Annotated in this window: 11 protein-coding genes; 7 read left to right on the top strand and 4 right to left on the bottom strand. The window is 65.1% G+C overall.

What is annotated here, in order from left to right; genetic code table 11:
* Positions 1-90 precede the first annotated feature (90 nt).
* Positions 91-1,029: an anti-sigma factor gene (locus DK391_RS07910; RefSeq protein ID WP_109477438.1), complete on the bottom strand. Its 939-nt coding sequence runs from the start codon at positions 1,027-1,029 to the stop codon at positions 91-93.
* Positions 1,026-1,574, bottom strand: a complete 549-nt coding sequence (locus tag DK391_RS07905) for an RNA polymerase sigma factor (protein WP_109477437.1) — start codon at positions 1,572-1,574, stop codon at positions 1,026-1,028. Before DK391_RS07905 ends, DK391_RS07910 begins: the two co-directional genes overlap by 4 nt.
* A 324-nt stretch (positions 1,575-1,898) precedes the next feature.
* On the opposite strand from DK391_RS07905, the gene DK391_RS07900 reads away from it, so the two are divergent.
* Positions 1,899-2,228, top strand: a complete 330-nt coding sequence (locus DK391_RS07900; RefSeq protein ID WP_109477436.1) for a DUF2322 family protein — start codon at positions 1,899-1,901, stop codon at positions 2,226-2,228.
* Positions 2,229-2,244: 16 nt separating this feature from the next.
* Here the strand turns inward: DK391_RS07900 and DK391_RS07895 are convergent, their stop codons facing one another.
* Positions 2,245-3,726, bottom strand: coding sequence for an HD domain-containing phosphohydrolase (locus DK391_RS07895; protein ID WP_109477435.1), 1,482 nt, complete (start codon positions 3,724-3,726; stop codon positions 2,245-2,247).
* Between the two features lie 150 nt (positions 3,727-3,876).
* Complete coding sequence (locus DK391_RS07890) at positions 3,877-4,767, bottom strand: LysR family transcriptional regulator (protein ID WP_109477434.1); 891 nt, start codon at positions 4,765-4,767, stop codon at positions 3,877-3,879.
* Between the two features lie 233 nt (positions 4,768-5,000).
* Here DK391_RS07890 and DK391_RS07885 point away from each other — a divergent pair, with 233 nt between their 5' ends.
* The 6 genes from DK391_RS07885 (at position 5,001) to DK391_RS07860 (ending at position 14,436) form a co-directional block, all read left to right on the top strand.
* Complete coding sequence (locus tag DK391_RS07885) at positions 5,001-5,939, top strand: aromatic alcohol reductase (protein ID WP_109477433.1); 939 nt, start codon at positions 5,001-5,003, stop codon at positions 5,937-5,939.
* A gap of 174 nt (positions 5,940-6,113) precedes the next feature.
* A complete protein-coding gene (locus tag DK391_RS07880; RefSeq protein ID WP_109477432.1) occupies positions 6,114-7,112 on the top strand; it encodes a 2-keto-3-deoxygluconate permease in 999 nt (332 codons plus the stop codon).
* Positions 7,109-8,365, top strand: a complete 1,257-nt coding sequence (locus DK391_RS07875; RefSeq protein ID WP_109477431.1) for a four-carbon acid sugar kinase family protein — start codon at positions 7,109-7,111, stop codon at positions 8,363-8,365. Before DK391_RS07880 ends, DK391_RS07875 begins: the two co-directional genes overlap by 4 nt.
* A 58-nt stretch (positions 8,366-8,423) precedes the next feature.
* A complete protein-coding gene (pdxA, locus tag DK391_RS07870; protein ID WP_109477430.1) occupies positions 8,424-9,422 on the top strand; it encodes a 4-hydroxythreonine-4-phosphate dehydrogenase PdxA in 999 nt (332 codons plus the stop codon).
* 90 nt (positions 9,423-9,512) lie between these two features.
* A complete protein-coding gene (locus DK391_RS07865; RefSeq protein ID WP_109477429.1) occupies positions 9,513-10,280 on the top strand; it encodes a DeoR/GlpR family DNA-binding transcription regulator in 768 nt (255 codons plus the stop codon).
* A 190-nt stretch (positions 10,281-10,470) separates the two neighbouring features.
* Complete coding sequence (locus DK391_RS07860; RefSeq protein WP_109477428.1) at positions 10,471-14,436, top strand: transporter substrate-binding domain-containing protein; 3,966 nt, start codon at positions 10,471-10,473, stop codon at positions 14,434-14,436.
* Positions 14,437-14,446: the final 10 nt, after the last annotated feature.

Raw genomic sequence — 14,446 nt, 5'->3', positions numbered from 1 at the left:
TCTGACTGTCAAGTATAACGTTCTGTCTACAAACAGGGCGTCAATCCGCCGATTTGATGTGCTGCGGCGCGAAGCGCGCCGCACCCGGCGTCAACCTGCCACAGTCGAAACCGGCAGCACCGCCTGGCCGAACATCGCATCCACATCGCGCTTCGCGATCAGCTTGCCGAGCTTGTCGAGATCGACGTCGCCCGCCGTGCCGATCAGCGCATAGCTCAATTCCGACTGGCGCCATGTCACGACGTCCATGCCATCGACCTTCTGTTGCGCAATCGACTGATCCGGCTTCGCGTCCTTGACCACGCACAGCGCGACCGGGCCGCCCGTTTTCGGCAGATAGACGATCTGCACGAGCGGCTTGTCGTGGAAGTGCAGGCGCTGGATGCGCTTGAACGTCAGGCCTTGTGCGCTGAGATCCGGCACACGCACGGGCAATCCGTCGATCTGCCGGATATCGGCGACCGTTTTCGCCGATACGGCCGCATCGGTCGTGACGGCCACCGTATCGCGCGAATAAAGCGCCTGATAGCCAGCCGCCGCCATCACCCACGACGAAGCGGGCTGCGCGGACGCAACCGTGGCTGCACTGCCCGGCAGCAGGCCGGGTACATCCGACGCCACGCGCAAGCCGATCGTGCAGCACACCACGCCGGCCGCGAACGCCGCCGCGAGCCACGGCGCCGAAAAGCGCATCCGCGAACGCACGGGCGTGGACGGCGGCAAGCCGGCGCGAGACGGCAGGCTTGCATCGTTGGCGGCGGGATCGGCTGCGGGGCCGGGCGGCACGGTCGAGGTCGCGCTCGCATGCGTGCGCGCGAGTTCGGCGATCTTGCGTGTCAGCGATTCAGGCACGGGCGGCAGCTTCTGCTGCGCGAATGCGGCGTCATACGGCAGGCTCGACGCGCGGAACAGTTCGATGCGCTCCGCCAGTTCCGGCGACTCGTCCAGCTCGCGTTCGATCTCGCGGCGCTCCTCGATGTCGAGTTCGCCGTCCACGTAGGCCATCAGCATGATGTCGTCGACTTTCATGATGCCGAGTCCTTGCCGAGTGCCGCGACCTTCGCCGGTTGCGCGGCCTTGCCCGTGAACAGCGCGCCGATGGCCTGACGTGCGCGCGACAGGCGGCTCATCACGGTGCCGATGGGGACTTCGAGCGCTTCGGCCGTTTCGCTATAGCTCAAGCCTTCGACGGCCACCAGCAGCATCACCGCGCGCTGCGCTTCGGGCAGGCGCTGCACCGCTTCGATGATCTGCGCGTTCATCGTGATCTGCTCGGGCGTGCGCGCCTTCGGATCTTCGACCGTTTCAAGGAAGTCGTCGTCCCAGTCCATGCTGGAGCGGCTGCGCACGGAGCGCGCGCGCAACTCGTTGATCCATGTGGAATGGACGATCGAAAACATCCAGCTGAGCGGTGCGGTGTCCGCCTGAAGCTGATGCGCGCGTTCCAGCCCGCGCACGCACGCGCGCTGAACGAGATCTTCAGCGTCGTGCTGGTCGCCGGAAATGCGCAATGCGAATGCCCACAGCCTTGGAAGCATATCGGGCAGCATGCTGGACAAGTCTGCGCCTGTCATTGAAGTCGTTCCCTTGCTACTGACTCGTTGGTCTGCCTTCGACGAAGGCATGGGACCCGTACGCGGCAAACGTTGGCGCGCTCGAAGATACGGACGGAATTCAAGCGGGCAATTTTAACGTCGATCGGGCAATGTTGCTGATGAGCGTTTTGGACAAGCCGGTTCGCATTGGGGTCCGACGCGCACAGTCGCTCGAAAGACGGTCATCGTATGCAAACTCCGGCGCTAGACGATCAGCCGGCGAACTGAATCGACCGACCGGACCGGATAACGAATCGGATAAGATACGGCCCGCCAGTCATTTTCGAACGATGGAGTGTTTCAGTGATTCAACCGGGCAACGTATTCAAGGATAACCTCGCGCAACTGCCGGGCATCGACGGCATCGAGCGCATCGATCTCGTCGACGGCAAGGGCGCCGTGGTCGCCAGCATCGAGAACAAGCCGGGCAAGCAGGGCTCGCTCGCGGTGTACAACTATCTGCGCGTCGCCTTCGGCTCGCTCAACGCACAAGCGGCCACGCATGGCCTCGCCGTGTTCGCCGAACATACAGCCGATGCACGCAACCGTCCCGGCGCGCATCCGAATGTCGATCGTCTGCTGGAAATCGAAGCGGGCGGCGAAGCGCTGGGCATCAATGTGATTGCGGCCTGATTCTGGCCTGATCGCGCTACAGCACTCCGAGCGCCAGCGCCTTGAGGGTAGCCGCCGCGCGCGTCGAGCACTCCAGCTTGCGGAACACGCTCTCGACATGCGTGCGCACCGTGCTCGGACTCAACGACAGATCGCGGGCAACTTCCTTGTTGCTTGCACCGCGCGAAATGCCGCGCAGCACATCCACCTCGCGTGCCGATAGCCTTGCCGTCTGCGCGCGCGGATTCACGACACGCCGGGGCGTCGCGCGCGCATCGACCAGTGCGTTGACCACGTCGGCGTCATGGCGGCCTTGCGCGGCTTCTTCATGCAGCAGCCTGGCCGCTTCGTCATGCGTGAATGCCGCCCGCCAGGGACGCGCTGCACGCAAAGCCACCCACGCCGCACTCGCGCTGAGAATGCGCGCTTCGATCGACAGCGCCGCACCCGCCGCGCCGCGAAAATACCCGGAGCCGTCCAGACGCTCATAGGCGTACGAGCCAAGCTCGGCCGCTTCGGCGAGGGCGCCCGTCTGTTTCCCAGCGCGCGAGGTCCAATACGGCACGAGGCGCGCTTTCTCCCACGCGGACTGCGTCAGGCGGGCGGGCGTATTCCAGACGGGATTCGGCACGGCAGCGCGGCCCATGCCATGTATCAGGCCAGCGCAATAGAGCCGGTTCTGCGCGGCTTCATCGAGTGCGAACCGCGTCGCGCAATTCGCCGCCGTTGCCGCGACGCTGCGCGAATAGCCCGTCATCCACGGCAGCTTGAGATCGATGATGTCGGCAACCAGTTCGACGGGTGTCGGGTCGTTCATGTTCGGCGTCAGCAGCGCGGCATCGATCGACGCGCTATCGGCCTGTTCGAGTTCGTCGAGCCATTGCGCCGCGAGCCGCACCGTCAGGCGCGCCAGCTTGTCGGGATAGCGCGCGTCGGCGCGTTGCGCGATCAGTGCCTGCGCGCGTTCGATGCCATACGTGCGCGAAAAAATCTCCAGTTCGCCCGCGAGTGCGACGACAAACACGGTAGCAGGCACGGCACTACCCGCGAGATGATCCGGCGCGCCGCTGCCATCCCACGATTCGAACACGTGCCGCAGCGTGGTTTCCGTTTCGCCGCCAAGACCGAGCATGCGCGCGGCTTCGCCCGACACTTCGCAGTGGATCCGCGCAAGTGGCGTGATGACGGCGCCCAGATCGGCGTGCAGTTCGAGCGGCGCCCAGTCGGTCTTGAGGGCGAGCATCGCTTCGCGGCTCGCGACGTCGTCGCCGAGTGCTTCCGCAAAGCCCGCTGCATTTGCCGTGCAGCCCGACCAGCGCAACAGCGATGCCTCGCATACGGCGATGGCAGCGGCTTCGCCAAGCTCGGCCGCATGCGCGAGGCGCCTGGCGAGCCATGCGGTGCGGATCGAGTGATCGGTTGGCTGGCCCATGCTCAGATCGCCGATGAAGGCAAGCGCCTTCACGGCGTCGAACACGCGGACGGCGGGGCCGCCGGACAAATCGGGCGAAGTCTGCATGGATGCGTTGCGCGGATATCGGGTCGGGTTATTGGGTCACGGTTCAAGTTTCACTATACCGCGCACGGTTTCGCGCGAGATCGGTCATTTGACCGATACCCATCGCAAGCACGGCGCCACGCCTGAGCGCGCGTCGCGCTTTTCATTGCGTCAGCGCGGGAAAATCTCCGCGATCCACTCGACGAAAGCCTTGACTGCCGCACTCGCGTGCATGCGGTTCGGATAGAGCATCGACACGGGCACGGGCGCGCTTCTTGACGTGGACAGCACTTCCTTCAGCCGCCCGGACTCCAGATAAGGTTTTGCGACGAACTCCGATAACTGGATGATCCCCAGCCCTTCGATCCCGCACTGCAAATAGGCTTCCGTTTCGTTGACGGCGAAGCGGCTCTGCATCGTCAACGTGACAGGTTCGCCGTCAACATCGAAACGCCAGTCGAGCGGGCGGCCCGTCGCGTTCGAGATGTAGTTGATGGCGTCGTGCGCGGCGAGATCGTCGGGCGTCGAAGGTTCGCCGTGCTCGCGCAGATACAGCGGCGACGCGCACGTGAGCCACGTCAGCGTGCCGAGCGGTCGCGCGATCAGGGTCGAGTCCGCGAGTTCGCCCGTGCGTATCGCGCAGTCGATGCCGTCGAAAATCAGGTCGGCGGGACGGTCGCTCAGACCGAGCACCAGTTCGATGTCGGGAAAGCGCTGTGCGAAGTCGCGCAGATTGGGCAGCACGATTGCGCGCCCGATCACGCCGGGCATCTCCGCGCGCACCTTGCCGCGCGGCGTCTGCGTGTCGTCGCGCAGCCCGTTTTCCGCGCGCTCGATCTCCGCGAGGATCGTGCGGCACGACGCGTAGTAACGCTCGCCCGCTTCCGTCAGGCTCAGGTTGCGCGTGCTTCGCCGCAGCAGCACGGTGCCCAGATGCTGTTCGAGATTCTTGATGGTAGTCGTGACCGACGAGCGTGGCATCGACAGCGTTTCAGCCGCCTTGCTGAAACTGCGTGCATCGACCACACGCACGAAGAGGCTGATTGCCTGAAGTTTGTCCATGGAACGTGATTGAGCGTGAGCGCCGTGCCGGGCGATTGAACGCGAGCATACCGCGCGCGCCGCATCCGTACATTCAGCGCGCCCGTTCGGCGTGCACGCGTTGTGAATTCAAGCGTGCCGAACAATCAGGCGCACGCAGCACCCTAGACTTCGATCGACGCAGCGCGCCTTCAGGCTCGCGCTGCGATCAACGCATCAACTGATCAACGTATCAACAAAAAGGGTAAAGCGTGATGACGCAACAACGTATTCTCGTTCTGGGCGCAGGCGAACTCGGCATGTCCGTGCTGCGCAATCTCGCAGGACGCGCGGGTGCTTCTGCTTTGAACATCAGCGTGCTGCTGCGCCCGTCGACGCTCGACAGCGCGGACCCCGTGAAACGCCACGAGATCGACACACTTCGCGCGCTCGGCATCGCAACGGTTTCCGGCGATCTCGCCGCAGATTCCGTCGAAACGCTCGCCGCGCTGTTCGCACAGTTCGATACCGTGGTGTCGTGCACGGGCTTCGTCGGCGGCAAGGGCGTGCAGCTGAAAATTGCACGCGCGGCGCTGGATGCGGGCGTGCCGCGCTACTTTCCGTGGCAGTTCGGCGTCGACTACGACGTGATTGGCCGGGGCAGCGCGCAGGATCTGTTCGACGAACAACTCGCCGTGCGCGATCTGCTGCGCGCGCAATCGCGCACCGACTGGGTGATCGTATCGACGGGCATGTTCACCAGCTTTCTGTTCGAAGCCTCGTTTGGCGTGGTGGACTTCGAGCGTGGCGTGGTCCGCGCGCTCGGTGGCTGGGATAACGCGGTCACGGTCACGACCGCCGAGGATATCGGCGCGTTGACGGCGGAGATCCTGCTGACCGAGCCGCGCATCAGCCGGCGCGTCGTGCATGTCGCGGGTGAAACGATCGGTTATCAGCAACTCGCCGACAAACTCGACGCGTTCACTGGCCGCAGCTTCGAACGCGTGGAATGGACGGTGCCCCAGTTGAAGCGCGAGCTCGCCGACGATGCCGATAACGCGCTGAAGAAGTATCGCGTGGTGTTCGCGCAAGGCCGGGGCGTCGCGTGGGATGAGCAGCAGACCTTCAACGCCCAGCGCAATATTGCTGTCGAGAACGTCGGGCAATGGATGCAACGGAATCTGCGCGCGGAGGGAAATGAACTGGCTCAGTGATTGGGCCGCGTGTCTCTTTGGTCATAAAAATGATCGTTTTGCGCAAACATCTGATCGATTTGCGCGATTCGATCAAAGCGGCTACACTGCGATCTGATCGATTTGATCGAATGGTGATTGTTTCAATCAAAACCGCGAACAGACGCGGTGCTCAATAAACGCCAGGAGACTCGCATGGTTCAGATTCCCATCAAACGCTCGATCGAGCGCATTCCCGGCGGCATGATGATCGTGCCGCTGCTCGTCGGCTCACTGGTGGCGACGTTCCTGCCCAACATGCCGAAGTTCTTCGGCTCCTTCACCAATGCACTCTTCACGGGCGCGCTGCCCATTCTTGCTGTGTTCTATGTGTGCATGGGCGCGGGCATCGACGTGAAGGCCACGCCGTATCTGATGAAAAAGGGCGGCGCGCTGCTGATCACGAAGGTTGGCGCGGCGGTGATCGTCGGTGTGATTCTCGGGCGTATTCTTGGCGAGCAGCCGGTGTCGTCGGGCCTGTTCGCGGGCATTTCGACGCTCGCCGTGATCGCCGCGATGAACGACACAAACGGCGGCCTCTATATGGCGCTGATGGGCCAGTATGGCCGCTCGGAAGACGTCGGCGCCTACACGCTGATGTCGCTCGAATCGGGCCCGTTCCTGACGATGGTGACGCTCGGCGTCGCGGGGCTGTCGGCGTTTCCGTGGCAGACGCTGGTCGGCAGCATCTTGCCGCTCGCGCTCGGCATGCTGCTCGGCAATCTGGACCGCGAAATGCGCGACTTTCTGGCCAAAGCCGTGCCCGTGATGATCCCGTTCTTCGCGCTGGCGCTCGGCGCGGGTCTCGATCTGCACAAGGTGTGGCAGGCTGGTTTGCTCGGCATCGGTCTGGGTATCGCCGTGGTGATCGTGACGGGCATTCCGCTCTATTTCGCGGATCGCCTGACGGGCGGCACGGGCGTGGCAGGTGTGGCGGCAGCGAATACGGCAGGCAATGCCGCCGCCGTGCCAGCGCTCGTCGCGGCGGCGAACCCGGTGTACAACGAAGCGGCGAAAAGCGCGACCTTGCTGGTGGCGGCTGCCGTGGTCGTCACGGCAATCCTGTCGCCGATCCTCACGGCGTCGGTGGCGAAACGCTATCAGCAGCGCCAGGAAGGCGCACGCACGAAGAATCGCGAAGGGCTGGCACGATGAAGATTCTGATTATCGCGGACGATCTGTCGGGCGCCGCGGACTGCGCGATCGGTTATGCGAGCGCAGGGCATCGCACCGTCGTCACGCTGGAAGCAGCGCGCACGGCGGCGCATGACGGCGCGGACACGATCGCCGTCGATACCGACACGCGCCGTCTCGCGCCGCACGAAGCCGCGGCGCGCACGTCGGCGGCTTACACGGAAATGAACACGCGCGGCCAGCGGCTCTACAAGAAAATCGATTCGACCTTGCGCGGCAACTGGGCCGCGGAAGTGGCGGGATTGCAGCGTCTTGCGGGCATGGCGATCGTCGCGCCCGCGTTCCCGGCAACGGGACGCACGGTGCGCGATGGCCGCGTATTCGTGCACGGCGAGCCGCTCGACCAGACGGCCACGTGGAAGCTCGAACACGCGGGCCTGCCTGCCGGTATTGCCGACCAACTCGAAGCTGCCGGTCTCAGGACCGATCGTCTCGATGCCGAAGCGCTCGCGGGCGAACCCGACACGCTCGCCGTGTGCATCGGCGCGATGGCGGCCAATGGCGTGCAGGCGCTGATCGTCGATACACAAAGCGAAAAAGCATTGCGCGCGCTGGCGCAGGCATCGCTGCGCAGCGATGCGCCGTTTTTCTGGGTCGGCTCGGGCGGTCTCGCGCGTGAGATCGCCGCGCTTATTCCGCGCAACGACGCCACAAGTCAGCCAGCGACCGAGACCTTCCCGGGCGGCCCGATCCTGATTCTGGTCGGCAGCCTGTCGGCCGTCAGCGAGCGTCAGTGCGCGATGTTGCGCGAGCGCGGCGGCGTCGAGGAACTGATCGTGCCGCCCGTCGTGCTGCGCGAAGGCCGCAGCCATCGCGACTGGCGCGCGTGGCAGGAGCAGGTCGGCGTGTCGCTGAAGTCGGATTGCGATCTGCTGCTGCGAATCGGCCGCGACGATGCCTTCGATCCCGCCGAAGGCGCGCAGCTTTCAGCCGCGCTCGCGGCACTGGTCGAACCGCACTTCACGAAAACGGGCGGTGTGATTGCCACCGGCGGCGAGACCGCACGCGCGATGCTGGCGGCGGCGCGCATCGGCAATCTGCATCTGCTCGCGGAAGTCGAGGCGGGCGTGGCCGTGGCAAAGCCGCTCGATGCCACCCGCGCGCATCGGCCCGGCGTCGTGACGAAGGCGGGCGCATTCGGCACCGATCACGCGCTGTACGCCGCATGGCTGACCCTGCGCAACGAAACCGAGCGCGACGTCGTTTCGCATTGACGTGCGCGCATCAACAGCAAACAGCAAGTACCCTGAAGAAGCTAGACGAGATCACATCATGAGCAACTACCTTCCCGTAATCGGCATCACGATGGGCGATGCAGCAGGCGTCGGCGCAGAAGTCGTCGTCAAGAGCCTCGCGCACGCGTCGGTCTACGCGCAATGCCGTCCGCTCGTGATCGGCGATGCAAAGCGTCTCGAACGCGCGAACCAGATTGTCGGCGGCACGATGACGATTCGCCGTATCGAAGACGCATCCGACGCGCGCTACGAACAGGGCGTGATCGACTGTATCGACCTCGGCCTGATTCCGGAAGATCTGCCGTTCGGCCAGTTGTCGGCCGTGGCGGGCGACGCCGCTTATCAATACATCAGGCGCGCCACCGAACTCGCGCAGGCGGGCAAGATCGACGCGATCTGCACCGCGCCGCTGAACAAGGAAGCGCTGCACGCGGGCGGCCACAAGTATCCGGGCCACACGGAAATGCTCGCGCATCTGACGGGCGTCGAAGAAGTGTCGATGATGCTGGTCGCGCCGCAACTGCGCGTGATTCACGTGACGACGCATATCGGCATCATCGACGCGATCCGCAAGATCGAGCCGGGCCTCGTGCAGCGGACCATCGAACGCGGCCACGCAACGTTGGTGAAGGCGGGCATCGAGCGTCCGCGTATCGGCGTGTGCGGGATCAATCCGCATGCGGGCGAAAACGGCCTGTTCGGCTATGGCGAAGAAGAAGAGAAGATCATCCCCGCCGTGAAGCTGCTGCAGGAACGCGGCCTCGACGTCACCGGCCCGCTGCCCGCCGATACGCTGTTCTTCCGCGCCGGACGAGGCGATTTCGATCTCGTCGTGGCGATGTATCACGATCAGGGTCACGGCCCGGTGAAGGTGCTCGGTGTGGAAGCGGGCGTGAACGTGACGGTGGGACTGGAAGTGATCCGCACGTCCGTCGATCACGGCACGGCGTTCGACATCGCTGGCAAGGGTGTGGTCGACGAAGGCAGCATGCTCGAAGCGCTGCGCCAGGGCGCGGAACTGGCGACGCGCCGCTGATCCTTGCGGGCTCGCCGCAAGCCGCTGCTATAAGCGGCTCACATCAGGGGCTGGTGTAAGATCAAGCCCCTTCCCAGCCCCTCGAGAAACGTGAAAAAAACTTCCGACCGTCAACAGGCGATTCTCGAACTCGTCCGCACGCGCGATGCCAATGTCGAGCAGTTGTGTGCGGCGCTGGGCGTGTCGGAGGCAACGGTCCGGCGCGACCTGACGGCGCTCGCGAAGCAGAAGCGCCTCGTGCGTACCTATGGCGGCGCGACGGCGCTGGTCGGCGTGCATGAGCCGGAAGCGTCACTGGAAGAACGCAAGGCGGCCCAGCGCGAACAGAAAGAAGCGATCGCACAGGCCGCGGCGCTGCACGTGCGCGACGGCGACACGGTCCTGCTCGACGGCGGCACCACCTGCGCGGGACTCGCGTGGCACCTGTCCACGCGTGAAGACCTGCATGTGGTCACCAACAATCTGCTCGCGGTCACCGCGCTCGCCAATGCGCCGGGCGTGCGGCTGACGCTTATCGGCGGCGAACTGCGCGGCTCCAGCATGAGCACGCTCGGGCCGCTGGCAGAACTCATTCTCAGCCGTTTGACCGTCGATTGCGCGTTTCTCGGCGCGGACGGCGTGGTCGCGGGCTTCGGGCTGTGCGAAGCATCGGCGCAGCAGGCGTATCTGAAGGAGTGCATCGTGTCGCGTGCCGCCGAGATCATCGTGCTCGCCGATGCAGACAAGCTGGGCCGCGCGCGCCAGCAGCACTGGACGCCGTTGCAGCGCGACTGGCGGCTGATCACCTCGGTCGCCGCCGACGACACCCTGCTCGCGCCGTTCCGCGCCCTCGACGAAGTCACGGTCGAACTCGCCTGATCCGCCCGGCTGCACGCCGGATCGAATGCGGTGCGGTTGTCCACAACCAGGGACCCGAACAGGCTGTCGGGGCACTATCATGGTTTCAGCAACATGACGCCGGCGCGTTTGCGCGCGGCGCGTCGCATTCCTGACTTCCATGGACACTATCCGGAACGGTTGCATCAGCCTGTGCTGGTTGATCTGAGCGATGCTGGCGGCGGCATCGGGCCATGCCGTCGCGCAGGCGCCTGCCACGCTCACGGTAGGCGAGACGGCGGCCGGCTGGCCGCCGCTCGTGTTCGTCGACGACGGGCAACTGTCGGGCGCGGCATTCGACATTCTCAAGTCCGTCATCGCGCCGACCACCCAGCTGCGGGTCAAGATTTTTCCCGACTATCCATCGCTCGCCGCGGCCGCCTGTGACGGCGCCGTGGACATCGTGCTGGCCGTGCAGAAGCCAATCGAAGCGCGGCGTTGCCTGATCTTGTCCGCGCCATATTTCGATTCCGACTTCGTGGTGGTCGGACGTGCGGCGGAAGCTGCACCCAATGGCACAGCGCCGCGTCTGTCGGGAAAGCGCATCGCCGTCGAGGCGGGTTCTTACATCGAGCAGGTATCGCATGAACGCTATCCCGGTTCGGTGTTCGTGCGCGTCTACGATCCGCAGCAGGGCTTGCGCGCCGTGCTGCGCAAGGAGGCCGATGCCTTCATCACGCTGCAGCCGGTGGCCGACTATGCGCTGTCGAAGCCGGAGTTCGCAGGGCTGGCGGAGATCAATCGCTATCGCGAGACGGCAAGCGGTATTCATTTTGGTTTTCCGCGTACGCGCGAGGCGCTGCGCGACAGCATCGACACGCGGCTCGCTGCGCTACCCGACGATGAGCGCGAACGCATCCTCGGCCGCTGGATGAGCACGGGACCGATCGCCAGAGAGGGCGCCGCGCCGTTCTTCCTGACCGACGGGGAGCGTGCCTGGCTGCGCACGCTCGCGCCGCTGCGCGTGGGCGTGGACAACGGGCTGGCGCCGTACAGCTATGTCGATGACAGCGGCCAGACGCACGGCATGGCGCAGGATTATCTGCGGTATCTGTCGAATCAGCTGGGCATCAGCTTCGTGCGCCAGCACGAGCCTACGCTCGGCGCGACCGTCGAAGCATTGCGCACAGGCGATCTCGACCTGAACGCGGTGGCGATTCTGCGCGATCCGGCGCTGGCGGGCATCCCCGTGTCGCGGCCGTATGCGACGTTTCCCGTCGTGGCCGTTGGCCGCAACGACGCGCCCGTATTGGGCCAGTTGCGCGATCTCAACGGCAAGCGCGTGGCCATCACCGACGGCGGCGGGCTGCGCTGGCTGGTGGCGTCCGCAGCGCCGCATGCGCAGATCGTCGTCGTGCCGGACGTGGCGACGGGCATGAACGACGTCGCGCAAGGGAAGGCCGATGTCTATGTCGACGATCTCGCAACCGCGCATTACATGCTGCAGCGCATGGAAGGCGGCAATCTGCGCATCATCGGCTCGGGCGGCACGTCGGTACAGACGGGCTTTGCCGTTTCGCCGAAGCTGGCGGAACGGCTGATGCCGCTGATCGACCGCGCGCTGGCGGCCTTGCCCGACACCGAACGGCTCGCGATCCAGAACCGCTATTTCGGCGCGAACTATGTGCTCGGACCGTCATGGCGCGACATCGCGACGCGCTTTGCGCCCGTGGCGCTCGCGCTGCTGGCCGTGATCGCGGTGTTGTGGCGCTCGCAGCACGCGCTGCGCAAGGAGGCACGCGTGCGCCGCGAGGCGGAACTGCGGCTGATCGACGTGACCAGCCAGTTGCCCGCGACAGCCTTCCAGTATCGACGGGCGACGGGCGGCGCGTGGCGCATCAACTGGCTGAGCGGCAATACCGTCGAGATGTTCGGCAAGACCAGCGCCGAACTTCAGGCGAGCCCCGGCGATGTGCTCTCGACCGTCCATCCCGATGATCGCCGGACACTCGTGGACGATGCGCAGCATGCCGCGCAGACGCTGGCGCCCGTGAACCGCGAGCTACGCGTGCTGCGGCTCGGCGCTTACCGTTGGACGCGGCTGCACGCCGTACCGCACCGCGCCGACAATGGCGACCTGGTCTGGAACGGCTACTGGGCCGACGCCGAGGAGCAGCATCAACATGCCGTCGCGCTTGCCGGGGCGCGCGATGCCGCCGAGCAGGCATCGCGCGCGAAGAGCGAGTTTCTCGCGGCGATGAGCCACGAAATCCGCACGCCGATGAGCGCGGTACTCGGGCTGATCGAACTGCTAGGCCACAGCAATCTGCGTCCCGATCAGGCCGTCAAGGTGAAGCTGATTTCGCAGGCCGCCGAATCGCTGTTGCAGATTCTCAACGACATCCTCGACTATTCGAAAATCGAAGCGGGCAAGATCGCGCTGGAGCGCGCACCCGTCGATATTCGCGATCTGTGCACAGGCACGTTCGCGCTGTTCTTCTGGCGTGCGCAGGAGAAGGGACTGAAGCTGGGCTTGTGCATCGATGCCGCGATTGCGCCAACCGTGTGGAGTGATGGCGTGCGGCTGCGGCAGATTCTTTTCAATCTGCTGAGCAACGCGCTCAAGTTCACGTCGGAGGGCAGCATCCGGCTCGATGTCGAACTGGCTGACGAAGCCGATGGCAGGCAACCCATTGTGTGGCGCGTGACGGATACGGGCATCGGCGTGAGTGCGGACCAGCTTGCGCGTCTGTTTCAGCCCTTCGTGCAGGCCGAAGCATCGACTACGCGGCGGTTCGGCGGAACCGGCCTCGGCCTGACGATCTCGCGTCGTCTGGTGGCGATGCTGGGCGGCAGCATCGGCATGGAAGGCGAGGTCGGGCAAGGCACGCGCGTGGAATTCCGCTTGCCGCTCGACATCGAACAGCGTGAGTTTTCAGACTATCCGCTTGCCGGCATCACGGTCGGTTTGCGCATTCGCGATGCCTATGTGTTGCGCAGCCTGACGCAGGCCGTCCGTACATTCGGCGGAGAAACGGTGATGCTCGATCCTGCGCTCGACTGCGGGCGGGAGAGCTTGCCTGCGTCATGTCGCCTGATCATCGACGATCAGCTCAGCGCGCAACCGGCATCGCCGGACGGACCGCTTACGCATATCGAAGGCGTGCCCGTCGTTCCCACCACGACGATCTTCGAATCGGGCGGCTACGTGCGTGCCGGCGACGTCTGCTATCTATGTGCCTATCCCGTGACGCTGGAGGGGGTGGCTGCCGTCTGCAACGCCGTCTTGCACGGCAATCCCGAACTGGGCCAGCAAGCGGCAGCATCGGCGCTCACGTTGACGGCGCCGCGCAGCCGCGACGAAGCACTGCGCGATCACGCGCTGATCCTGATCGCCGAAGACAACGCGATCAACCGGCATCTGATCCGGCAGCAGGTGGAACTGCTCGGATGTACGTGCGATACCGTCGAAGACGGTGCGCAGGCGTTGAAGGCCCTGGCGACGGCGAACTACGCGCTGCTGATCACCGACTGCCACATGCCCGAGGTGGACGGCTACACGCTGGCGACGCGCGTGCGCGAACGCACGGACGAGGCGAGCCGCATGCCAATTGTCGGCCTGACGGCGAGCGTGGGCCGCGAGGAGCGTGGCGAATGCCTTGCCGCCGGGATGGACGAGTGCCTGTACAAGCCCGCCAAACTCAGCGATCTGCGCGCCTGCATCAGCCAGTTCGCGCCGCAATGCCTGCAGATGCCCGGCACGCCCGCGAATCCCGACCAGTCTGTGCCGCGCGAAGGCATGCCCGATGGTGCGTCGCAGCCGCCCACTGCCACGCGCGAGTCACCCATGATCGCCGACGATACCGATCTTCCCGATCTCGACTGGGATGCGATCAATCAGAATTTCGGCAGCACAGGCCGCGACGAAAAGCTGATCGAGGTGATCGTCCAGACCATGACCACCGATGGCGAGGAACTCGAAAGCATGCTGGGCGAAGCCGAGCCTGCCGTGCTGCGGCAATGGATTCATCGCGTGGATGGCGCGGCGTCGGTGTTGCGCTACGAGCCGCTCAAGCGCGCGTTGCAGGCTTTTCGCGCGAGCGTGTTGACGGGTGACCCCGCGCTATACGTCGTAGCGGGCGAACAGATGCTGCGCAAGCTGCGGCAGATTACCGATCACGTGGCGCGGCAGGTGTAGCTACGCGTTC

Source organism: Paraburkholderia sp. C35, assembly GCF_003121405.1.
Lineage (GTDB): Bacteria > Pseudomonadota > Gammaproteobacteria > Burkholderiales > Burkholderiaceae > Paraburkholderia.
This window is presented reverse-complemented; position numbering and strand designations above follow the sequence as displayed.

Bases quoted from the DNA above. Each gene is read 5' to 3' on its own strand.
- DK391_RS07895 (WP_109477435.1), bottom strand. From the start codon at position 3,726: ATGCAGACTTCGCCCGATTTGTCCGGCGGCCCCGCCGTCCGCGTGTTC.
- DK391_RS07905 (WP_109477437.1), bottom strand. From the start codon at position 1,574: ATGACAGGCGCAGACTTGTCCAGCATGCTGCCCGATATGCTTCCAAGG.
- pdxA (WP_109477430.1), top strand. From the start codon at position 8,424: ATGAGCAACTACCTTCCCGTAATCGGCATCACGATGGGCGATGCAGCA.
- DK391_RS07885 (WP_109477433.1), top strand. From the start codon at position 5,001: ATGACGCAACAACGTATTCTCGTTCTGGGCGCAGGCGAACTCGGCATG.
- DK391_RS07860 (WP_109477428.1), top strand. From the start codon at position 10,471: ATGCTGGCGGCGGCATCGGGCCATGCCGTCGCGCAGGCGCCTGCCACG.
- DK391_RS07875 (WP_109477431.1), top strand. From the start codon at position 7,109: ATGAAGATTCTGATTATCGCGGACGATCTGTCGGGCGCCGCGGACTGC.
- DK391_RS07910 (WP_109477438.1), bottom strand. From the start codon at position 1,029: ATGAAAGTCGACGACATCATGCTGATGGCCTACGTGGACGGCGAACTC.
- DK391_RS07880 (WP_109477432.1), top strand. From the start codon at position 6,114: ATGGTTCAGATTCCCATCAAACGCTCGATCGAGCGCATTCCCGGCGGC.
- DK391_RS07890 (WP_109477434.1), bottom strand. From the start codon at position 4,767: ATGGACAAACTTCAGGCAATCAGCCTCTTCGTGCGTGTGGTCGATGCA.